Annotated in this window: 26 protein-coding genes; 22 read left to right on the top strand and 4 right to left on the bottom strand. The window is 59.5% G+C overall.

Annotated elements, in window-relative coordinates; all coding sequences use genetic code 11:
- The first annotated feature begins 10 nt into the window (after positions 1-10).
- The 6 genes from AB4072_RS01945 to AB4072_RS01920 all read left to right on the top strand — a co-directional run bounded on the left by AB4072_RS01945 (position 11) and on the right by AB4072_RS01920 (position 2,587).
- The gene (locus AB4072_RS01945) at positions 11-571 is read left to right on the top strand and encodes a head-tail connector protein (RefSeq protein ID WP_441965218.1); all 561 of its coding nucleotides are present in this window, start codon (positions 11-13) and stop codon (positions 569-571) included.
- Positions 572-586: 15 nt separating this feature from the next.
- A complete protein-coding gene (locus AB4072_RS01940; protein WP_441965217.1) occupies positions 587-922 on the top strand; it encodes a phage head closure protein in 336 nt (111 codons plus the stop codon).
- Positions 919-1,329: a DUF3168 domain-containing protein gene (locus AB4072_RS01935; RefSeq protein WP_441965216.1), complete on the top strand. Its 411-nt coding sequence runs from the start codon at positions 919-921 to the stop codon at positions 1,327-1,329. Before AB4072_RS01940 ends, AB4072_RS01935 begins: the two co-directional genes overlap by 4 nt.
- Positions 1,330-1,422: 93 nt before the next feature.
- A complete protein-coding gene (locus tag AB4072_RS01930) occupies positions 1,423-1,833 on the top strand; it encodes a phage major tail protein, TP901-1 family (protein WP_441965215.1) in 411 nt (136 codons plus the stop codon).
- A 182-nt stretch (positions 1,834-2,015) separates the two neighbouring features.
- Positions 2,016-2,363, top strand: coding sequence for a gene transfer agent family protein (locus AB4072_RS01925; protein ID WP_441965214.1), 348 nt, complete (start codon positions 2,016-2,018; stop codon positions 2,361-2,363).
- Positions 2,360-2,587, top strand: a complete 228-nt coding sequence (locus tag AB4072_RS01920; protein WP_441965213.1) for a phage tail assembly chaperone — start codon at positions 2,360-2,362, stop codon at positions 2,585-2,587. Before AB4072_RS01925 ends, AB4072_RS01920 begins: the two co-directional genes overlap by 4 nt.
- A 66-nt stretch (positions 2,588-2,653) precedes the next feature.
- Here the strand turns inward: AB4072_RS01920 and AB4072_RS01915 are convergent, their stop codons facing one another.
- A complete protein-coding gene (locus AB4072_RS01915; protein WP_441965212.1) occupies positions 2,654-2,875 on the bottom strand; it encodes a hypothetical protein in 222 nt (73 codons plus the stop codon).
- A gap of 255 nt (positions 2,876-3,130) precedes the next feature.
- Entirely contained in the window at positions 3,131-3,388 is a 258-nt protein-coding gene (locus tag AB4072_RS01910; RefSeq protein ID WP_441965211.1) for a hypothetical protein, read from the bottom strand.
- A gap of 859 nt (positions 3,389-4,247) precedes the next feature.
- Between AB4072_RS01910 and AB4072_RS01905 the strand changes: the two genes are divergently transcribed.
- Entirely contained in the window at positions 4,248-4,382 is a 135-nt protein-coding gene (locus AB4072_RS01905) for a hypothetical protein (RefSeq protein WP_441965210.1), read from the top strand.
- A gap of 2 nt (positions 4,383-4,384) precedes the next feature.
- On the opposite strand, the gene AB4072_RS01900 is transcribed toward AB4072_RS01905, so the two are convergent.
- Positions 4,385-4,639: a hypothetical protein gene (locus AB4072_RS01900; RefSeq protein ID WP_441965209.1), complete on the bottom strand. Its 255-nt coding sequence runs from the start codon at positions 4,637-4,639 to the stop codon at positions 4,385-4,387.
- Between the two features lie 31 nt (positions 4,640-4,670).
- On the opposite strand from AB4072_RS01900, the gene AB4072_RS01895 reads away from it, so the two are divergent.
- Positions 4,671-5,381 (top strand): phage tail tape measure protein, encoded by a 711-nt coding sequence (locus AB4072_RS01895; protein ID WP_441965208.1) that lies wholly within the window; start codon positions 4,671-4,673, stop codon positions 5,379-5,381.
- 18 nt (positions 5,382-5,399) lie between these two features.
- On the opposite strand, the gene AB4072_RS01890 is transcribed toward AB4072_RS01895, so the two are convergent.
- Positions 5,400-5,636 (bottom strand): YdcH family protein, encoded by a 237-nt coding sequence (locus AB4072_RS01890; protein WP_441965207.1) that lies wholly within the window; start codon positions 5,634-5,636, stop codon positions 5,400-5,402.
- 95 nt (positions 5,637-5,731) lie between these two features.
- Here AB4072_RS01890 and AB4072_RS01885 point away from each other — a divergent pair, with 95 nt between their 5' ends.
- From AB4072_RS01885 to AB4072_RS01820, 14 genes are all read left to right on the top strand, one after another.
- Positions 5,732-6,370, top strand: a complete 639-nt coding sequence (locus tag AB4072_RS01885; protein ID WP_441965206.1) for a phage distal tail protein, Rcc01695 family — start codon at positions 5,732-5,734, stop codon at positions 6,368-6,370.
- Positions 6,371-6,384: 14 nt separating this feature from the next.
- On the top strand, positions 6,385-7,275 hold the full coding sequence (locus AB4072_RS01880) for a DUF2163 domain-containing protein (RefSeq protein ID WP_441965205.1): 891 nt from the start codon (positions 6,385-6,387) through the stop codon (positions 7,273-7,275).
- A complete protein-coding gene (locus tag AB4072_RS01875; protein WP_441965204.1) occupies positions 7,272-7,697 on the top strand; it encodes an NlpC/P60 family protein in 426 nt (141 codons plus the stop codon). The genes AB4072_RS01880 and AB4072_RS01875 overlap by 4 nt, the downstream gene beginning before the upstream one ends.
- 2 nt (positions 7,698-7,699) lie before the next feature.
- Entirely contained in the window at positions 7,700-11,563 is a 3,864-nt protein-coding gene (locus AB4072_RS01870) for a baseplate multidomain protein megatron (RefSeq protein ID WP_441965203.1), read from the top strand.
- A 31-nt stretch (positions 11,564-11,594) separates the two neighbouring features.
- The gene (locus tag AB4072_RS01865) at positions 11,595-13,139 is read left to right on the top strand and encodes a DUF2793 domain-containing protein (RefSeq protein ID WP_441965202.1); all 1,545 of its coding nucleotides are present in this window, start codon (positions 11,595-11,597) and stop codon (positions 13,137-13,139) included.
- Positions 13,140-13,192: 53 nt separating this feature from the next.
- A complete protein-coding gene (locus AB4072_RS01860; protein ID WP_441965201.1) occupies positions 13,193-13,726 on the top strand; it encodes a glycoside hydrolase family 108 protein in 534 nt (177 codons plus the stop codon).
- An 18-nt stretch (positions 13,727-13,744) separates the two neighbouring features.
- Entirely contained in the window at positions 13,745-13,954 is a 210-nt protein-coding gene (locus AB4072_RS01855; protein WP_441965200.1) for a hypothetical protein, read from the top strand.
- Positions 13,955-13,976: 22 nt separating this feature from the next.
- The gene (locus AB4072_RS01850) at positions 13,977-14,318 is read left to right on the top strand and encodes a PepSY domain-containing protein (RefSeq protein ID WP_441965199.1); all 342 of its coding nucleotides are present in this window, start codon (positions 13,977-13,979) and stop codon (positions 14,316-14,318) included.
- 117 nt (positions 14,319-14,435) lie between these two features.
- Positions 14,436-15,107 (top strand): response regulator transcription factor, encoded by a 672-nt coding sequence (locus AB4072_RS01845; protein ID WP_441965198.1) that lies wholly within the window; start codon positions 14,436-14,438, stop codon positions 15,105-15,107.
- Positions 15,107-16,501: a sensor histidine kinase gene (locus tag AB4072_RS01840; protein WP_441965711.1), complete on the top strand. Its 1,395-nt coding sequence runs from the start codon at positions 15,107-15,109 to the stop codon at positions 16,499-16,501. The genes AB4072_RS01845 and AB4072_RS01840 overlap by 1 nt, the downstream gene beginning before the upstream one ends.
- A 71-nt stretch (positions 16,502-16,572) precedes the next feature.
- Positions 16,573-17,658 carry a c-type cytochrome biogenesis protein CcmI gene (gene ccmI, locus AB4072_RS01835; RefSeq protein WP_441965197.1) on the top strand — a complete coding sequence of 362 codons (1,086 nt, stop codon included), beginning with the start codon at positions 16,573-16,575 and terminating at the stop codon, positions 17,656-17,658.
- Positions 17,655-18,116: a cytochrome c maturation protein CcmE gene (gene ccmE / locus AB4072_RS01830; RefSeq protein WP_441965196.1), complete on the top strand. Its 462-nt coding sequence runs from the start codon at positions 17,655-17,657 to the stop codon at positions 18,114-18,116. The genes ccmI and ccmE overlap by 4 nt, the downstream gene beginning before the upstream one ends.
- A 12-nt stretch (positions 18,117-18,128) precedes the next feature.
- A complete protein-coding gene (locus tag AB4072_RS01825; RefSeq protein ID WP_441965195.1) occupies positions 18,129-20,129 on the top strand; it encodes a heme lyase CcmF/NrfE family subunit in 2,001 nt (666 codons plus the stop codon).
- A 4-nt stretch (positions 20,130-20,133) separates the two neighbouring features.
- On the top strand, positions 20,134-20,604 hold the full coding sequence (locus tag AB4072_RS01820) for a cytochrome c-type biogenesis protein (RefSeq protein ID WP_441965194.1): 471 nt from the start codon (positions 20,134-20,136) through the stop codon (positions 20,602-20,604).
- Positions 20,605-20,651: the final 47 nt, after the last annotated feature.

Raw genomic sequence — 20,651 nt, 5'->3', positions numbered from 1 at the left:
TTCCTGTTCGATGCATCCGATACTCGTCGACGGCCCCGCCGTCGAGCCCGTTACGCTTGCCGAAATGAAAGCCTACCTGCGCGTCGATGACGATGCGGAGGACGAGTTGATCGCAGGGCTCATCAAGGCTGCCCGGTTGATGGTGGAGACCGTTTCGCGCAGAATCCTGATTGAACAACACTGGAAGATTGCGCTCGATGCTTGGCCGCCAGACAGGACGATTGTCCTGCCACTGTCGCCGTTGGTAGCCGTCGAGCGTGTGCAAGTCTTCGACGCCTGGGATGTCGCTACCGAAATTTCGGCCGACGCGCTTGATATCGACGCTTTGAGCGACCCGCCAAGGATTGTCGCAAAGACCGCGCCGGATCCCGCAAAAGTGCAAAACGGCATCCTCATCGAATTACGGGCGGGTTTCGGCGCCGAGCCGGACACCGTCCCAGCCACGCTTCGATTGGCCGTGAAAATTCTCGTCGCCCGCTGGTTCGAGAGCCGGGGCGATGTCGCGGGCGAGCAGATGGTGCCACCAGAAGCCTTGTCCCTCATCGCGCCGTTTCAACGGGCGCGCCTCTGAATTCTGAGTATCGTCATGAAAACAAAACCTCTCTCGATCGGCGCGCGGGCGCGCCGGTTCGTTCTCGAATTGCCGCTGGAACGGCCCGATGGCTTCGGCGGCGTCATTCGCTCCTATGCTTCGGGGCCCCAAGTCTGGGGCGCAATGGAAATGCTTTCCGGCGTGGAGCGCATACGTGCCGATCGTCCCGAGCAAGCGCTGACGCACAAGATCACGCTGCGCTATCGCGACGGCGTAACGGCCGCGATGCGGCTCGTTTCCGGGTTGCGTCGCTTCGCCATTCGCACGGCATCCGATCCGGACGGATCGCGGCGCGAGCTTATCTGCCTCGTCGAGGAAATCCGCGCATGACGAGTCCCATTCTCGCCCTGCGCCGCGCCATTCTCGACGCCACAGAATTGGATGTTGAATTGATCGACCTCATGGGCGGCGCGCTTCATCTTTACGATGAGCCACCGCGCGACGTGGCACCGGTCTACGCCGTGTTCGGCGATGTGAAGGCGGTTGATTGGTCGACGGATTCCGACCGTGGACACGAGCAGAATCTCGCATTGGTCGTGTGGGCGCGGGAGGGCAGCGCCCGGTCTGGCCTCGTCGTCGCGGAACGCCTCGCGGACATTCTTCACGATGCGGCGCTCTCCATCGAGGGGCATCGCCTTGTGAATTTGCGGGCGACCGAGATCTCATCCACGCGAGACAAGGACACGCAACTTATCCGTATAGTCGTGACGTTGCGAGCTGTCACCGAGACCGTGTGAGACACGTTGCGGATGTCGCACACGGCTGATCGTCACGCGCTTCCAATCTCGCGCGTCACGCGCGGTTCTTCATTCCATGATAAAGGATTTTTCATGTCTGCTCAGAAAGGCAAAGACCTTCTCATCAAGATCAGCGACGGCGGTACGGGCTTCGTCACCGTTGCCGGGCTTCGCACGCGACAGGTCGCGTTCAACGCGGAGACGGTGGACGTGACGAATGCGGATTCCGCTGGGCGCTGGCGGGAATTGCTGGCGGGGGTCGGCGTGCGCCGTGCGGGCATCACCGGCTCCGGCGTGTTCAAGGATGATGCATCCGATGCGCGGATGCGCCAGGTGTTTTTCGACGGCGACATTCTCACCTATCAGATCGTCATTCCCGATTTCGGCCGCATCGAAGGACCGTTTCAGATCACGAGCCTTGAATATCGCGGCGATCATGCGGGCGAGGTGACGTTCGAGATGGCCTTCGAGTCCGCCGGCGCGCTGACCTTCGTGGCGCTGTAGGAGGCAAGCGCGCTTTTTGCGGGGCCTCATCCTGAGAGTGCGTTGCCTACACACCTCATCGTAAGGACGCGCTATTCACGCCCTCATCCTGAGAAGCGGCAAAGCCGCGTCTCGAAGGGTGATCCAGAGAGCGTCGGAAGCGCCTCACTGAGCGAGCCTTCCATTCAAGAAAAGGACATCACATGGCCAACAGACGACGCGGCGAAATCGCGCTGGAAATCGGCGCGATGCGCTACACCCTGTGCCTCACGCTCGGCGCGCTGGCGGAACTCGAGGATGCCTTCGGCGTCGAGGATCTCATGACGCTGGCGGAGCGCTTCGGCACGGGTCGCCTGTCGAGTCGCGATCTGTTGCGGATTCTCGCTATCGCCCTGCGCGGCGGCGGGCACGCGCTCAGCGATCAGGACGTCGCCGCGCTGCCTCTGCTCGATGGCATCGCACCCGTCGCGGAGGCCATCGCTGCGTTGCTGCTTGCGACATTCGGCGGCGAGGCGTCATCCGCAAACCCTCCGCAACCGCAAAGCGCGTGAGCGCGGCTGAAGCCTTTCCGTGGGACGACGCCTTGTCCTTCGGCCTCGGCGTTTTGCGGTGGAACCCCGACACATTCTGGCACGCGACCCCACGCGAACTCATCGCCGCGTGGGAAACCCTGAACGGCGTTCACAAGTCCCAACCGGCTACGAGCCGCGACCTCAGACGCATGATGGAGGCATTTCCGGATGACGACCCGGCATTCCTCACGCAAGGCGCTTGAAGGACAGCACGAAGCGGGAAAACAATGCACACGATGAGGACCGCAAGCGCCAGCTCGACACACTCATCAGTTCAGCTCTTTTGCGTCCGGGAAGTCGTCAGTAGTTCCGAGGTGCTTCGCACCTCGCAGTTCAAGGCATGTATCGAATATCTTTCCCCAATCCATGGCGCGGATCGGCCCGGGCTTGGCTGCGGCAACGGCCTTATCGGCTTCGTAGCCGCACTCGCGGCGCATGCTCTTCCATGCGGAGGCGCTGATCCCATGGGTGTCATAGACGTCGACAGGCATATGTCTGGCGCAGCCTATGAGGAGAGCGGCTGCGCAAAGGCTTATTTTGGGAAGCGTCCTAAAGGAAAAGAGTTTGACAACAGATCCCACACTAGCTGAAAACAAGAATGCGGCGGCACTTGATGAAGACCGCAAACGCCAGCTCAACACACTCATCAGTCTCTCCGACATACTACGTGATTTTCTTGGGGGGCACGAACAAACGAAAAGCAGGGACTTCGTGCCTTGCATTCTTTGAGAACGATCCATTAATCACTACTGTTGGGGGCCTAGTAGTTTTGTACCGTGCGCTTCAAGGCAACGGATGTAGATGTCTTTCCATCGGTAGTGAGCGATATTGATCGGAGCGGAGGCGGTAGCCTTTTTCGCTTCGTAATCGCATTCGTCCTGCAATTTCTGCCATTCCGTTTGTGACAGGCCGTTTGTTTCAAACATGAGATTTTCCGGCTGCGTTGAGCAGCCGATTGTCGGATTGGTAAAAAAGAGCACGAATAACAGTTGGAATTTACGCATGACCCCTCAATCGAAAAATAAAGTCGCTCAAGATCAGGTTACAAAAGACAAGGAACGCCAACTCAACACACTCATCAGTCTCTCCGACAGGTTCGGCGACTCGCTTGCCAATGCGTATGCGAAGTTCATTTGAGTTCCATCATTTCAAGGCTGCGCAAACTATCTGAGATGGGGGAAATCGTCTGTCGTTCCAACATGTTTGGCTCCCCGAAGTTCAAGGCAGCCTATGTAGATCTTTTTCCAATCGAGGAAACGAACAGGTCCTGGTGGCGCTGATGCAACTGCCTTGTCGGCTTCGTATCGACATTCGCGCTGCATGCGGTCCCATTCAGCTGGTGCGATGCCCGTCGTTCTGAAAACGTCGGTAGGAGGTTCGGCGCTAATGCATCCGGAGAGTGCGATGAACGCTGAAAAGGCATCCATTGAGTGGATCTCAAGGAGCTAAATGTGTCAGAAAGACTTAACAAAACCGACGACCTCAAGTCACAAAGTACAGATGAGGACCGCAAACGCCAGCTCAACATATTCAACGGGTTCTCCGACAAACGTGGCGACGCGCACCTGCCCGATTTTTAGTGGCATATGACTTTAGTCGACGGGCGTATTACTTTGTCCGATATACTTCGCGCCTTTGAGTTCCATACACATGAAGTAGATCTTTCTAAGATACACCGATGCCGTAGCGGCCGATCCAGATGCGGTAGCTTTAGTCGCTTCATAGTCGCATTCCGCCTCTGCCCGCAGAAGCTGCTGCGTGCTCAAGTTCGTCTCATATAGAGGTTTCGTAGGCCGTGCGGGCTTTGCGGCAACACATCCGCCCAGGATGAAAAGCAGGCCAATAATGGAAGGACGTAGCGTCATGGCTAAGGAAGGAAACAACCCACCTCCCGACCCGGTCGATGAAGACCGCAAACGCCAGCTCAACACACTCATCAGTCTCTCCGACAGGTTCGGCCCCACTCACGTCACGCGAGGGGGCAGCGGCGTTTCATAGCGTTATTTCTTCTTCCATTCGGGAAAGTCGTCGGCCGTTCCAAGATACTTTACGCCCTTGAGGTCGAGGCATCTGAAATAGAGCTTTTTCCAATCGTAATGGCGGACCGGACCGGGGTCAGCTGCGGCAACCGCTTTGGAAGCCTCGTAGTCGCATTCGTTCTGCACCCTCTCCCATTGCTGGTCGTTGAGATTTCCTGTGTCGAACAGGTCGACCTGAGGGCGAGCGGGTGCACAGGCCGCGGTAGCAAGCAACACGAGGCAACCGACTAGAAAACAGGAGAAAAACTTGTCAGATCCGAAGGATGGCACGAAGCGGGAAAACAATGCACTTGACGAAGACCGCAAACGCCAGCTCAATACACTCATCAGTCTCTCCGACAGGTTCGGCGACTCGCTTGCCAATGCGTTTGCGAAGAATGTCGCCGAAGGAAAGAAACTTGATAACGTTTTGAAAACGATGCGGCAATCCCTTGTCGAAGGGGGATTGCGCCTTGCCCTTGCGCCACTTCAACTCGCCCTGGGCCAGACCATCAAGACCGGGATTGCGGGGGACAGTACGCAGAAGGCTCTTCCTGCGGATATAGGAGGGCTGGGCAATCTGCTCGGCGGGCTTCTCGGCTCGCTGTCCAAGGGGATCGGTTCGATCTTCAGCTCCATCTTCGGAGGCGGGGGCGCTGCTGCTTCGCCCTTTGCGAAAGGCGGCGTGTTTTCGCGCGGCATGGTCATGCCCTTCGCGCAGGGCGGGGTGGTTGGCGCGCCGACGTACTTTCCGCTGGGGCGCGGTCTTGGCGTGATGGGCGAGCGCGGTGCGGAGGCGGTGATGCCGCTGGCGCGCGGGCCCGATGGCCGGCTCGGCGTTCGCGCCGGAGGCGGCAGCGGGCCGATGAATGTGACGGTGAATGTCTCGACGCCGGATGCGGAGAGTTTCAGGCGCTCCGAGGCGCAAGTCTCCGCCGCGCTCGCGCGCGCTGTCGCGCGCGGCCAGCGCGGCATGTGATGAAACGAGGGAAAGCCGTCAGGCTTCCTGTGCCAGCATGGCGGCGATCTCGTCCTTGATGGCCACGCGCCGGCGCTTCAATTCTTCCTCGACGTCTTCCGTCGTCGGCTCCACCCGCGTCTCGATGCGGTGGATGGTGCGGTTGAGTTCCACATAATCATCGTACAGGCGCGCGAAGTGATGATTGCCCGTCTTCAGGGCATGGATCCTGTTTTCCATGCCGGGGAAGTCGTCCGTCAGTTCGTTGCCGCTCATGATTGTCTTTTCCCTTGATGCGCGTTCGCCGGTTTCTCCGGTCGGACAACGCATCGCAATACCTTTCCGTTTCAATCATTTGACGAGTGTCCATCATGGCTTCCGATTTTCACGAGGTCCGTTTTCCGCTCGATGTCAGCCTCGGCAGCCGGGGCGGGCCGGTGCGGCGTACCGATATCGTGACGCTGGCTTCAGGACGCGAACATCGCAATAGCCGGTGGGCGAATTCCCGGCGCCGTTACGATGCCGGTCTGGGGGTGCGCAGCATCGATGCATTGCATGCGGTCATCGCCTTTTTCGAAGAGAGGCGCGGACGGCTCACTGGTTTCCGCTTTCGCGACAGAACCGATTGGCGTTCCGGCTCACCTTCGAAGGAGCCGACGCCGCTCGATCAACGCATCGGCACCGGCGACGGTACGGCAAAAATCTTCCAGCTCATCAAAACGTATGGCTCGTCGTTCTCGCCTTATCAACGCCCCATCGCAAAGCCAATCGGTGGCAGCGTGCGTGTGGCGATCAATGGAGTCGAGCAGTCGGTGGGCTCGGCCTTCAATAGCGATCCCACAACGGGTGTCGTGACCTTCACGAATGCGCCGCCCGGCGGAGCCGCGATCACCGCGGGTTTTGCTTTCGACGTGCCCGTGCGCTTCGACACCGACGAGCTCGATATCGATCTTTCCGCTTTCGAGGCGGGCGCGATCCCGCAGATTCCGCTCATCGAAATCGTTCCGTAAATTCAGAGATAATCATGCGTTCCATTCCCTTGGATCTCGCCGCGCATCTCGCCGGCGGGACGACTTCGCTTTGCCATTGTTGGAAACTCATTCGCCGGGACGGCCAGGCCTTCGGCTTTACCGACCATGATCGCGATTTGAGCTTCGGCGGCGTGATATTCAATGCGCACACCGGGCTCGAGGCGGCGGAAGCGACGGCCGAACTGGGCTTTGCTGTCGGAGGCGGAGAGGTTTCCGGCGCGCTGGTTTCTGCAGGATTAACTGAAGACGACATCTCCGCCGGTCTCTACGACGATGCAAGCGTCGAGACTTGGCTCGTCAATTGGGGGAACGTGACCGAACGGCTTCTTCTCGATGTCGGTTCAATCGGTGAAATTCGCCGTGCAGACGGAACGTTTATCGCGGAGGTGAGGGGACTGACCCATCGCCTCGATGAAGAAAAAGGGCGCCTGTTCCGCGCGACCTGCGCCGCCGATTTGGGCGATGTAAAGTGCGGTCTGAAGCTGACCGGTTCCACCTACACCGACACCGGAACGGTCATGCGCACGGACGGCTGGCTCGTCATTGCCGCATCCGGTATCGGCTTTTCCGACGGCTGGTGCACGGGCGGTCGGTTGACCTGGACGAGCGGCGCTAACAAAGACATTCTGGTCGAGATCAAGGTGCATCGACGCGTCGGCTCGACGTCGGAATTCGACCTCTGGCAGCGCGCACCGAAGCCTATTGCCGTCGGCGACAGCTTTCGTGTGACGGCGGGCTGCGACAAGCGACACGAGACGTGCCGCGCGAAATTCAAGAATGCGCCGAATTTCCGTGGCTTTCCGCATATGCCCGGCAACGATTTCATCGTCCGGATGCCGCGACAGGGTGAGCCCGGTCTCGATGGCGGAAGCTTCTTTCGATGAGCACCGCAGAGATCATCGTGACTGAAGCTCGCGCTTGGATCGGGACGCCGTATCTTCACCAAGCCTCCCTGAAGAGCGTCGGCTGCGATTGCCTCGGTCTTCTGCGCGGTGTCTGGCGCGGTGCTCTCGGCACCGAGCCCGAATTGCCGCCGCCGTACACACCGGATTGGGCGGAAGCCGGGGCCGATACACTCCTTGCCGCTGCGCATCGATATCTCGTTGAAACCGACCCACACGATGTGCGAGGCGGAGATGTCCTGCTTTTCCGCTGGCGTTACGGTCTTCCCGCCAAACACTGCGCTATCGCGACATCGTATGAAAACATGATTCACGCCCATGACGGGGCTTGTGTGACCGAGATTGCCATCAGCCCGTGGTGGCGGCGGCATCTTTCCCACGCTTTTCGTTTCCCAGGAATCTGACAATGGCAACTATGGTTCTTCAAACCGTCGGCTCCGTGGTCGGCGGAATGGTTGCGGGTCCGCTCGGCGCCATGGCGGGGCGTGTGCTCGGGGGGCTCGCCGGTGCAGCCATCGACAACGCGCTTCTGGGCGGCTCCGAGGGCACGAAAGTCGTTGAAGGTCCTCGCCTGAAAGATATCGATGGACTGACCTCCACCGAGGGAGCGCCCATCCCGCGCGTCTACGGACGCGCCCGCATCGGCGGGCAACTGATCTGGGCGACACGGTTGGAGGAGGTCGCGAACACGCAAACGCAGCGTTCCGGTGCCCAAGGTGGCAAAGGGATGGGGGCAAAGGGGTCGAAGACCGTCAACGTCACTTATTCGTATTTTGCCAATCTTGCTGTCGGCTTGTGCGAAGGCTCCATTGCCTATGTGCGCCGGGTCTGGGCCGATGGGCGCGAGCTGGATCTGAGCAGCATCGTCATGCGCGTTCATCATGGGCATGACACACAAGACGCGGATGCCTTGATCGTAGCGAAAGAGGGGGCGGAGAGTGCACCCGCCTACCGTGGACTCGCCTATGTGGTTTTCGAGCGTCTTGCGCTTGCCGAGTTCGGAAATCGCGTTCCGCAGTTTTCCTTCGAGATCGTTCGCCCTGTCGATGGGTTGAATCGGATGATCCGCGCGGTCTGTCTGATCCCCGGTGCGACCGAGTTCGGTTACGATCAGACGCCTGTCATGCAGGTTCTCGGGCTCGGTTCCACACGGCCTGAAAACCGCCATCAGTGGCAACGCGCGAGCGATGTCGACGCATCGCTCGATGCTTTGCAGGCGCTATGTCCAAATTTGGAGCGCGTCTCCTTGGTCGTGAGCTGGTTTGGCGACGACCTGCGCGCGGGCAATTGCACGATCGCTCCGCGTGTGGACGTGAAGGTCAAGACGACGGACGGTGCGACATGGTCTGTCGCTGGCCTTGAACGGGCAGACGTGAACGCTGTTTCGCTTTCGAGTGGATCGCCCGCGTATGGCGGCACGCCATCCGACAACTCCGTTATCCGCCTGATCAAGAACTTGAAGGCGCGAGGGATCAAGGTTGTCCTGTACCCATTCGTGATGATGGATGTTCCTGCCGGAAACGCGCTTCCCAATCCTTATGGCGGCGCGAGCCAGCCGCCGTATCCCTGGCGCGGACGCATCACCTGCCACCCGGCGCCGGGCGAGGCGGGATCACCGGACGGACAGGAAGGCGCGGCCTCACAGGTGTCGCGCTGGTTCAATGGTACAGCGGGTTATCGCAAACAGATCCTTCACTACGCGCGATTGGTCAAGGATGCGGGGGGAGTCGATGGCTTTATCATCGGCAGTGAGTTGGTGGGGCTCACGCGAGTCCGTTCAGCACCTGGCGTCTATCCAGCTGTCGCGGAACTCCAGAAGCTTGCCGGCGACGTGCGAACGATCCTCGGAGCCGCAACCAAGATTGTCTATGCGGCGGATTGGACGGAGTACGGAGCCCATGTCCTCGACAATGGCCGCGAGGTTCGTTTCCCCCTCGATCCGCTTTTTGCGCATTCGGAAATCGATGCTGTCGGGATCGACTATTATCCGCCGCTCTCCGACTGGCGCGACGGGCCTGATCATCGTGATTTGAGCGAAGCGCGCAGTCCTTACGATACCGATTATCTGCGGAGTCGCCTGGGAGCCGGCGAAGCCTTCGATTGGTACTACGCAAGCTCGTCCCAACGCAGTGCGCAGACAAGAACACCTATCACCGATGGTGCATACAACAAGCCGTGGGTTTTCAGGCAGAAGGATCTCGTATCCTGGTGGTCGAACCGCCATGTGGAGCGTGTGGGTGGTGTCGAGACCAGCGTAACGGCTTGGAGGGCTCAATCGAAGCCGATCTGGTTGACCGAAATCGGAATTCCAGCCGTCGATAAGGGGCCGAATGGCCCCAACGTCTTCCCCGACCCCAAATCATCGGAATCCGCTTATCCGCCCTTCTCGCGAGGTGTGCGGGACGATCTTTCGCAGGCTCGCGGACTTGAGGCTATCCTATCGCGCTTCGATCCGAAGCTGGCAGGTTTCAACTCCGCCGACAATCCAGCTTCGTCATCTTACAGCGGACGGATGGTCGATCCCGCGAATGTCTACGTGTGGGCTTGGGATGCAAGACCGTTTCCGGCCTTCCCGGATTTCGACACGGTGTGGGCGGATGGCGCCAATTGGGAGACTGGACACTGGATTACCGGGCGCATCGAAGGTGCGTCTCTCGATCGTTTGGTTCTGAACATCCTCAAGGATTTCGGCATCGAAGCACCGACCTCGATGCCCATCGACGGCTTCGTGGATGGTTACGTCATCGACAGACCGATATCGGCGCGCGGTGCTCTCGAGCCCTTGGCACGCCTGTTCGGTCTCGATGCCATAGCAAGCGGAGGCCGTCTGACATGGCGGGGGCGTGGCGGCAGAGGTTCGATCCAGATTGAAAAAACGGATCTCATTCTCGACGAAAAGGCGGCCGCTCTCAAACTCAGCCGCACTCAGGAAACCGAATTGCCGCTGCAAGTGGAGCTCGGATTTACAGAGGGCGAAATTGACTATCGACGTGCCGCCGTAGCATCCCGACGCCTCACCGGCGCAAGCAGGCGAGAGTCACGAGCTGATCTTTCCATCGTAACACGACGTGCGGAAGCGCAACGTCTTGCGGATGCCTGGCTGCAGGATATGTGGGCCGCACGTGAAACGGCGGAGTTCGAACTCTCTCCTCGCCGGATCGAAGTCGAACCCGGCGATGTCATTTCCGTACCGACCGACGCGGGCGCGAAATTGCACCGTGTGATCCGGATTGCGGACGGTCCGACGCGCAAGATCACGAGTCGCGCGATCGAACCGTCGATATTCGAAACGCCCGGAGCATCCGCACCACGACCTGTAAAACGTCCTCCGTCCGTGCCTGGAAAGCCTCATGTCATTGTGCTCGATCTGCCTGTGGCCGACGGCGATCCGACAACGCTGCAATATATGGCGGTCGCCGCTGATCCCTGGCCGGGCGCTGTGGCTGTCTGGCGGTCCGGCAATGGGTCGAGCTATGCGATCTCCAGGTTCATCGATCTTCCAGCTGTTATCGGGCGCACGTTGAGTGCATTCTTGCCTGGGCCGCTTTGGCGATGGGATCCTCGCACTTTTCTCGATGTGGAGATTTCCTCCGGAGCAATCCCGTCAATCGACGACGAGGCGGCTCTTGCCGGCAATAATCTCTTCGCGATCCAAGGCCCGGATGGCCGATGGGAAATCGTCTCTGCGGCTCATGCGGAACTGATCGGCGAGCGGACCTATAGGCTGTCGCGTCTCCTCCGTGGTCTCGGTGGAAGCGAATCGGAAGCCGCGCGCAATCTGCCTGCTGGTGCAACATTCGTCCGGCTGGACGAAGGCGTCGTACCGCTTGCAACGAGTGATCTCGGAGCGACGTGGCAATATCGGGTTGGACCCGCCGGACGGGATCACGCCGATCCTGCAATGCTTCAGTTCTCTTCTACCATCAGAGGCGATGGTCTTCGGCCTCTCAGTCCCGTTCGTGTCACAGCGCGTCGTGAACCTGGTGGCGTGCGCCTGTCGTGGCTTCGTCGAGCACGTCGCGACGGTGACGCCTGGGATCCGGTCGATGTGCCTTTGGGAGAAGAAGCCGAACGCTATGAAATCGACATTCTGCTTGGAGGGCTCGTCCGCCGCACACTCGTGAGCACCGAAGCGTCGATTCTGTATCCTGCTTCGCAGGAGCTGTCCGACTTCGGATCTACGCAAACGCAAATCACCATTCGTGTCGCGCAGAGGAGTGCCGTTGTCGGCAGAGGCTTCGACCGCACGGTCACGCTTCCCATCACCTGAAGTTACGCCCTTTGCGCCCTGGGATTGAACGATGTCAAATACCAAGAATTTGAATTTGCCTTTGCTTGCCGCAGCTCAGGCCCAGAAGCACGTCACTCATAATGAGGCGCTGGCCGCGCTCGATGCCCTCGTTCATCTCGCAGTGATCGAGCGAGGGCGGACGGCGGCTCCGGCCTCTCCAGCGGAAGGAGATCGCTATCTTGTAGGCTCTGCTTCGACAGGCGATTTCTCAGGCCACGACGGAGAGATTGCCTTCTTCGATCTCGGCGCATGGCGGTTTCTGAAACCTCGTAAGGGGTGGCGTGCCTATGTCGAGGTCGAAGAGCGGATCGTCGTCTACGACGGGCTGCTTTGGCGCGATCTCGGCTACTACAGTCGGGAGCTCGGCAATCTGGATCGCATCGGCATCGGGACGTCTGCGGACGATGTCAATCGTCTCGCCGCGAAACTCAATGCGACACTCTTCACCGCCCGCGCGTCAGCGGAAGGCGGCACCGGGGATCTTCGTTTCGTCCTCAATAAGAGCGCGCAAGCCAACGTTCTTTCGCAGCTTTATCAGGATGGCTATAGCGGACGTGCAGAGACAGGACTGATCGGTAGCGACGATTACAAGGTTCGCGTGTCTCCCGATGGAGCACAATGGCGAGACGCCATGTCCGTCGATTGCCAATCCGGCATCGCGACCTTTCCTTATGGGGTGACCGTCGGATCGCTCGGAGCGGGTGTGAATCTTCTCATCAATTCCAATTTCCTCGTGAACCAGCGCGCCTTTGCAGGCGGAAGCATTACGGCTGGAAACTTCGGCTTCGATCGCTGGAAGGGCGGGATTGGCGGATGCACAATCACGCGCGATGCCAGCGGGAAAGTGACGTTGACGGGCGCGCTGGAGCAGGGCATAGACGTCTCCTTGGCTCAAAGCCTCACCGATACGCCGACCTTTGCCGGACGGACCTTGACCCTGTCGGTAGAAGATCCCTCGACGCCTCTGGCGTTCTCGGTTTCGTCGAAATCGGCTACGATTCCGGCGGGGGCGGGGCGCCAATTTGCGAGTGTTATCCTGGGAGCGGGCGATACCGGAAACATCACACTGAAATTGAGCCCTGCTTCCGCATGTTCGTTCAAGCGCATCAAGCTTGAAATCGGATCGAACGCGACGCCGTGGGTTCCCGAGCCTCTCGATATCGAGGAGTTTCGCTGCCGGCGCTATTACCAGCGCCTTTATTCAGCCGGGGCGGGCACCATATTCGGCGCTCCGGGACAGCGCATCTCGACGAACACGATCGATGTGCCGATTGCTTTGCCCGTAGCAATGCGAAGTGCCCCGACGCTGCGCATAAATGGTTTCACTTGGGCATCCGCTGCGCCGATCAACAGTCAGATCGGATTTTGCGAAAACGCGAATCTGGCCTGGGCCAATGCCGCGGGAGATGTGACGATCTCTCCGCTGGTGGGCCTGACACCGACAACCATCATTCTGCGGTTACAGGCGGCGACAACGTTCGGAGGGACTGCCGGAGCGTCCGGATACCTTTATCTCGGCAGTGCGGTTGCCATGGCTTTTCAGGCCGAGATCTGAGCGCCTGCGGTTTTCATCACAACACATCCGTGTGATTCATTCTGGATTTTCACTTGAGCACCACGTCTTTTGATTCCGCACTTCGGACAGTTCTTCAGCATGAAGGCGGGTTCGTCGACCATCCGCTCGATCCGGGTGGCGCGACGAAGTTCGGCATTACGCGACCAATCCTTTCTTTCTTTCGAAAGCGAGCCGCAAGCATCGACGATATACGCCGTTTAACCGAAGACGAGGCGAGGGCGATTTACCGGCGCGACTATTGGAATGGCATCCAGGCCGATGCATTGCCGCCGGGCATCGACCTCGTCGTTTTCGACATCGCGGTCAATTCTGGCCCGAAGCGGGCGACGCTCTTTCTTCAACGTGTTCTGGGCGTACCTGCGGACGGCTTCATCGGCCCGAGGACGCTTGCCAAGGCGCAGCAGGCCAATGCGCAAGTCGTCATCCGCCAATTGTCTCAAGCCCGACTGAGCTTTCTGTCGCGACTGGCGACATGGCGGACCTTCGGGCGCGGTTGGACGAAACGGGTGCTGGCCATCGAGAGCGACGCACTCAAGCTGACTTCTCTTCGATCCACTTCACTCTAACGAAAGGAACCCAACATCATGTTGGAAACAAAGCACATGCTTTCTAGCCGGACGATTTGGGCGAATGCCATCGGCTTGCTAGCCATCGTTCTCGGCATCCTGGGCTTCGATACCTCGACCCTCGATAACGGCGCTGTGGTAGAGGCGGTAGCACAGATGGTTGCCGCCGGAAGTTTCATCGCCTCCACCGTCTTTCGCATTGCAGCAACGAGACAACTTATGAAGTGATATTGCATTCAGGCGCCGTTCAGTGCGGTTGGGTCAATATTCCGGGATGCGCTTTTTCGTCACTCTCATCGTCATGCTGTCGGGATGGGCCTGGGCCGCGCAGGCCCAGAGTGCCACGACTACACTTCAGGATTGCCTGCAACCTCGCGAGATGCAGGAGGCAGTCGTATCGAAAGGCGTGGTCGCGCCGGCCAAGGCTGTGATTACGGCCCGCCGCCAAGTACCGAACGCCGAGGTGCTGCGAGCCAATCTCTGCCGGGCTGACGAGGGGCTTGTCTATGTCATCACGGCCTTGCAAAAAGATGGTCGTATCGTGCAAGTGATGGTGGACGGCCCGTCGGGGAACGTAAAATCAATCCGCTAGATTGTGATCCCGTTTCCTGAGCAAGATCATAATCTTAAGTTCTTATTGTGCCGCATGATTCTCCTAGAGCGCTGATATTCTGGGCTCCAGGCATGCTTTGACGGAGAGTTTAGCAGCGTGCGCCTTCTCGTTGTCGAGGACGACCAAACCCTGAACCTGCAGATCGTGACCGCCTTGGAACAGGCGGGCTACGCGGTCGACAAGGCCTATGACGGCGAGGAGGGACAATTCCTCGGTGAGACCGAACCGTACGATGCCGTTATTCTCGATCTTGGCCTGCCGAAGGTCGACGGCGTTTCCGTTTTGACGTCCTGGCGACGTGACGGCAGGAAAATGCCCGTCATTATCCTGACCGCACGCGACCGTTGGAGCGACAAGGTGCAAGGCTTCGATGCCGGAGCTGACGATTACGTGACGAAGCCCTTCCACATGGAGGAGCTTTTGGCCCGTGTCCGCGCTTTGCTGCGCAGGGCGACAGGGCATGCTTCGAGCGAAATCGCCTGTGGTCCCGTCCGGCTCGATACCCGCTCGGGGCGGGTCATGGTGGATGGGAATCCGGTGAAATTGACATCGCATGAGTATCGGCTTTTGTCCTATCTCATGCACCATACCGGGCGGATCGTGTCGCGTGCCGAGCTGACCGAGCATCTCTATGACCAGGATTTTGACCGGGATTCGAATACCATCGAGGTCTTTATCGGGCGCCTGCGCAAGAAACTCGGCGTCGATATCATTCAAACTATGCGTGGGCTCGGATATCTCCTCGACCCGAACCGGCCATCCGCGTGATCGAGGTTCAACAAGTTCTGAAGCGCTTGGCCGGCCGTTCCATCGCCGTCCGGCTTGCGGTCTCTGCCGTCTTCTGGAGCTTTGCGATCCTTCTGATTTCCGGGCTCATTCTCGCGGCTCTTTATCGTGACAACACAGAGCGGGCGTTCGATCAGCGCCTGCTGGTCTATGCCAACACTCTCGCCTCGAACCTCGTCACGCCGGGCGATCCGGATCGGGATCTCGGGCCTATCGGCGATCCCAGATTCGATTTGCCGCTCTCCGGTTGGTATTGGCAGGTCACCCGCCCCAATGGGAAACCAGGCGATATCCGTTCCTCGAAATCCCTTTTCGGCGGCCAATTACCGAGCCTCGCTCCTGTCGACGGCAGCGCGAAATTCGGTGAGATCCGACGCGGTTATGGCAAAGCCCCGGACGACCGGGGGCTGAGACTGGTCGAGCGGGATATCGATCTCGGTCAGGAGGGCCGCTTCATCATCCGGATAGGCGGGCCGGCCGATGAAATCGATGACAGCGCGCGCCGGTTTTCGTTTGCGCTTTTCGTCACCTTTTCACTTTTGGGACTGGCTCTGGGCTTTACGACGTTGCTCCAGATCCGGTTTGGTCTTCAGCCGTTGGCTCAATTGCGCAGAGCTTTGGGGGCGATCAGGCGTGGTGAAGTGGAACGGATTCAAGGGGAGTACCCGCGCGACATCGCCCCGCTTGCGAGTGAGATCAATCTCCTTCTGGAAACCAATCGGGAAATTCTGGAGCGGGCGCGCACGCAAGTCGGCAACCTTGCGCATGCGCTGAAAACGCCATTGAGCGTCGTTGTCAACGAAGTGGAGAACGCGCCGAACGAGGTGGCCACCAAGGTGCGAGAGCAAGCCGCCATTATGCGGGATCAGGTAAATTACTACTTGGATCGGGCAAGGGCTGCGGCTATCGCCGGGACACTCGGGACCTTTACCGACGTCGAACCGGTGTTGTCCGCCCTTGCTCGCACATTCGGGAAGATCTACCGGGACAAGGATTTGCAGATCGAGATTAGCGCTCCGCCCACCGCTCGTTTCAGAGGAGAGCGGCAAGATCTGCAGGAGATGGCAGGGAATCTCATCGACAACGCGGCGAAATGGGCGGTTGGACGCGTCGACATCAAGGTTAAGGTCATACAGCAGGATGAGCGCCCCTGGATTCACCTCATCATCGACGATGACGGTCCCGGTTTACCGGAGGGTGCCCGTGAGGAAATGCTGAAACGGGGTCGGCGGCTTGACGAAACGAAACCTGGCTCCGGCCTCGGCCTGTCCATCGTCAGCGATCTCGCCGCCCTTTATCGGGGGCGTTTGAGGCTCGAGGCCTCGCCACTCGGGGGATTGAGGGCAAAACTGGAGCTTCCAGGGGATGGAAGCTGACCCCACGCGGTTTTCCGCGTGACACCGTGCCGCCGTCGTGCTTCAGCCAACCGCGCGCTAAGAAGACAGTTATGGTGATTTGGATCATATTCTCAGTGATGACGGCTGCGGCCGTGATGGCGGTGCTCTGGCCGTTGTCACGCCCTCGCGTCGCTTTGGTCGAGGGCGATCCCAACACTCAATTCTACCGCGATCAGCTTGCGGAGATCGCACAGGATTGCGAGCGAGGCCTCCTTCTCCCCGCGGAAGCTGAAGCTGCCAAGGCGGAGGCGGGGCGCCGATTGCTCCGCGCCAGCACCGAGCGCGACTCGATGCCTTTTGCTGTCGGCGAACCGGCTTTGCGTCGCCGGCGCGCGGTTTCCACCCTGGGACTGTCCCTGGTCCCCATCGTCGCGCTGGCGGTTTACGGCGCATATGGGTCGCCTCATATTTCGCGTGCCTTGACCGCGGTGACGCCCCAGGCGTCAGCCACTCGAGACGATCTTGCAACTGCCGTCGCGCAGATTGAAAGTCATCTCGCAGAAAAGCCGGATGACGGGCGTGGCTGGGACGTGATCGCTCCCGTTTATATGCGCATGGGCCGCATCGATGACGCGATCAAAGCCTATGCCGCTGCAGTCCGTCTTCTCGATAAGGATGCCAATCGCTTTGCCAATTACGGTGAAGCGATGGTGATCGCGCAGGACGGGATCGTTCCCGCCGATGCCAGGCGGGTGTTCGAACAAGCCCTTGCTCTTGATCCCTCTCTCGTCAAGGCGCGCTTCTACCTCGCGCGGGTCGCTGAGCAGGACGGACAAATTGAGAAGGCCCGTGCGGAATACACTGCTCTGGTCGAAGGGGCGCCTGCGGATGCTCCTTGGGCGGCTGTGATCAAGGATCAGTTGGCCCGGCTGAACGGCCCCTCGGTGCAACCGTCCGAAAGACTCCCCAACGCCGAGGCCATCGCGGGAATGGTCGCGGGGCTGGCTTCGAGACTTGAAAGCCAGGGCGGAAGTCCGGAAGAGTGGGCGCGGCTGATGCGTTCCTATGTGGTTCTTGGGCAGCGCGACAAGGCTGTGATAACAGCATCGCAGGCCCGCACCGCGCTGGCTCGCGACTCGGCCGGTTTGCAAATAATCGACGCGATGGCTCGCGAATTGAAACTAAGCACGCCATGACACGAAAACAGCGCCGTCTCAGCCTGATTGGAATCTCGGGTTTCGTCCTCGCGCTCGCGCTGGGGCTCGTGCTTTATGCCATGAACGACACGATTGTCTTCTTCCATTCTCCGGCGGACATTCAGGCAAAGAATGTGCAGCCGGGAACGCGCTTCCGCCTGGGCGGACTCGTAAGAGAGGGCTCGCTCGAACGGAAAGCCGATCAGGTGGTTATCTTTGAAGTAATGGACGGGCAGAGTTCGCGCTCCGTCCGTTATCAAGGAATTCTCCCCGATCTTTTTCGCGAAGGGCAGGGTGTGATCGCCGAAGGAGCGCTCGAACCTTCAGGCGTTTTTCGGGCCGATACGGTGCTCGCCAAGCACGACGAGAGTTACATGCCTCGCGAGGTCGCCGAGACCCTGCGGCGGCAAGGCCATTGGAAGGAGCAGAAAGATGCTCCACAACAGGCTAAGAATTGAGGGAGTTCTCCAGTGTTTGTCGAGGCTGGACATTTTGCACTCGCGCTCGCGCTGGGGCTGTCGATCATTCAATTCACCGTGCCGCTTTGGGGGGCTAGGGTCAATGATCCGGTTCTGATGAGCGTTGCGTCGCCGACGGCCTTGGCCGTCTTCGCTTGTGTGGCCTTTGCTTTTCTGGCGCTTTTGAACGCCTACCTGACATCCGATTTCTCAGTCCTGAATGTCGTCGAGAATTCGCACTCCGCAAAGCCTTTGATCTACAAGATCTCCGGTGTCTGGGGAAACCATGAGGGATCGATGCTCCTCTGGATTCTAATCCTGACTCTCTTCGGCGCCGTTGTTGCATTAGCGAAACGCAGCGTGCCACTCCGGCTGAAGGCCAACACCTTGGCGATCCAGGCGGCGATCACAATCGCCTTCCTCCTCTTCATCCTCATCGCGTCCAACCCGTTCAAACGGATCATTCCAATGCCTGCGGAAGGGCAGGATCTCAATCCGCTGCTGCAGGATCCCGGCCTCGCGATCCATCCACCGCTGCTCTACATCGGCTATGTCGGCTTCTCGATCACATTCGCTTTTGCGTGCGCGGCGCTGATCGACGGCCGGATCGATGCGGTATGGGCGCGGATCGTGCGACCATGGACACTGGGCGCATGGTCCTTCCTCACTCTTGGAATCGCCATGGGCTCTTACTGGGCCTATTACGAACTCGGTTGGGGTGGCTGGTGGTTCTGGGATCCGGTGGAAAATGCCTCCCTGATGCCCTGGCTCGCCGGGACCGCGCTCGTCCATTCGACCGTCGTGATGGAAAAGCGCAATGCCTTGAAAGTCTGGACGATCCTGCTCGCCATCCTGACCTTTTCTCTTTCGCTTCTGGGCACGTTCCTCGTGCGCTCGGGCGTTCTCACGTCGGTGCATTCCTTCGCGGTCGATCCGGCGCGAGGCATCTTCATTCTCGGGATCCTCATCGCCTTCATCGGCGGATCGTTCGTGCTGTTCGCCTGGCGGGCACCGCTCCTGCAGCAGGGCGGCCTTTTCGCGCCGGTTTCGCGTGAAGGCGCGCTGGTGCTGAATAATCTCTTTCTGACGACGGCCTGCGCAACCGTTTTCATCGGCACGCTCTATCCGTTGGCACTCGAAGCGCTGACCGGTGACAAGATCTCGGTTGGGGCACCTTTCTTCAACTTCACGTTCCTGCCTCTGATCGTGCCGCTTCTGCTTCTCCTTCCTTTTGGCCAGACGCTGGCCTGGAAACGCGGAAACTTCCTCGGCACGGCCCAGCGTCTCTATGTGGCAATGGGTGTTGCGCTTGCTGTGACGCTGGCTCTCATCGCCCTGACCTTTGGCGGACCGGTTCTTGCCCCGCTTGGCGTCGGGCTCGGTGTTTTTCTGGTTTTTGGCTCCCTCAACGAAATCGTGACGCGCTCCTGGTCCAAGGGGAGTTCTTGGTCCAAGGTGAATTCTTGGGCTTTGGTGTGTCGCAAGGCTATCGGACTGCCGCGCTCTACCTGGGGCACTGCCCTTGCTCATGCGGGCGTCGGCTTGACCGTGATCGGCATTGCTACGCAGGCCTGGAGTGTTGAGAGTATCGGTACCTTGAGGCCCGGTGGGACGCTGAAAGCAGGCTCCTATCAGGTTCGTCTCGAGAGTCTGATCCCGCGTGCCGCGTTCAACTATCGTGAGGACGTCGCTCTCCTGAACGTCGTGCGCGATGGTCGGGAACTCGGTACGATCGAGACCATGAAACGGCTCTATCTCACACGTGGCATGCCAACGACGGAGGCCGGAATCATGACAATCGGCTTCAGCCAGATCTATGCGAGCCTCGGGGAGTTGCAGGCCGACGGCTCCATTGGAATTCGGCTTTATTACAAGCCGCTGGTTCTCCTGATCTGGTTGGGTTCGCTCGTCATGGCGTTCGGCGGAGCCCTGTCGCTCAGCGACCGTCGTTTGCGGGTCGGTGCACCCTCGCGTGCGCAACCCCTTCAGGTGCTTCCTGCGCCGGCGGAGTAAAGCGATGCGCTTTCTTCTGATCCTTCTCACCGTTTTGTCGTTCGGAGGTGCCGCGTATGCGGTTCAGCCGGACGAGGTATTGAAAGATCCGGTTTTGGAACAGCGGGCGCGCGACATTTCATCGGGTTTGCGCTGTCTCGTCTGTCAAAACCAGTCGATTGACGATTCCGATGCATCTCTTGCCAAGGATCTTCGCATCCTGGTGCGCGAACGGCTTGTCGCCGGCGACAGTGACGATCAGGTTCAGGGCTATCTCGTTCAGCGCTACGGTGAATTCGTCCTGCTGAAGCCGACCTTCAAGCCCCACACGATGGCGTTATGGCTGGCGCCGTTTCTCGTGCTCATCCTTGGCGGCTTCGGACTCTTCGTCGCCATGCGCCGCAGGCCCTCGCAGCAGTCCGCTGAAAGGCTCGATCCGGAGGAGCAGAAGGCGCTGGACTCCCTTATCAAAAGCGATAACCCATCGAAGCCCTGAACCTTACCAAGAATTCATCTGCGGGTGAGAGCGCGGTAACGCGGAAA

The sequence above is a fragment of the Microvirga sp. 2MCAF38 genome (genome assembly GCF_052115485.1).
In the GTDB taxonomy this organism is placed as follows: Bacteria; Pseudomonadota; Alphaproteobacteria; order Rhizobiales; family Beijerinckiaceae; genus Microvirga.
Note: the sequence above shows the minus strand (reverse complement) of the source record. Positions and strands in the feature narration are given on the sequence as shown.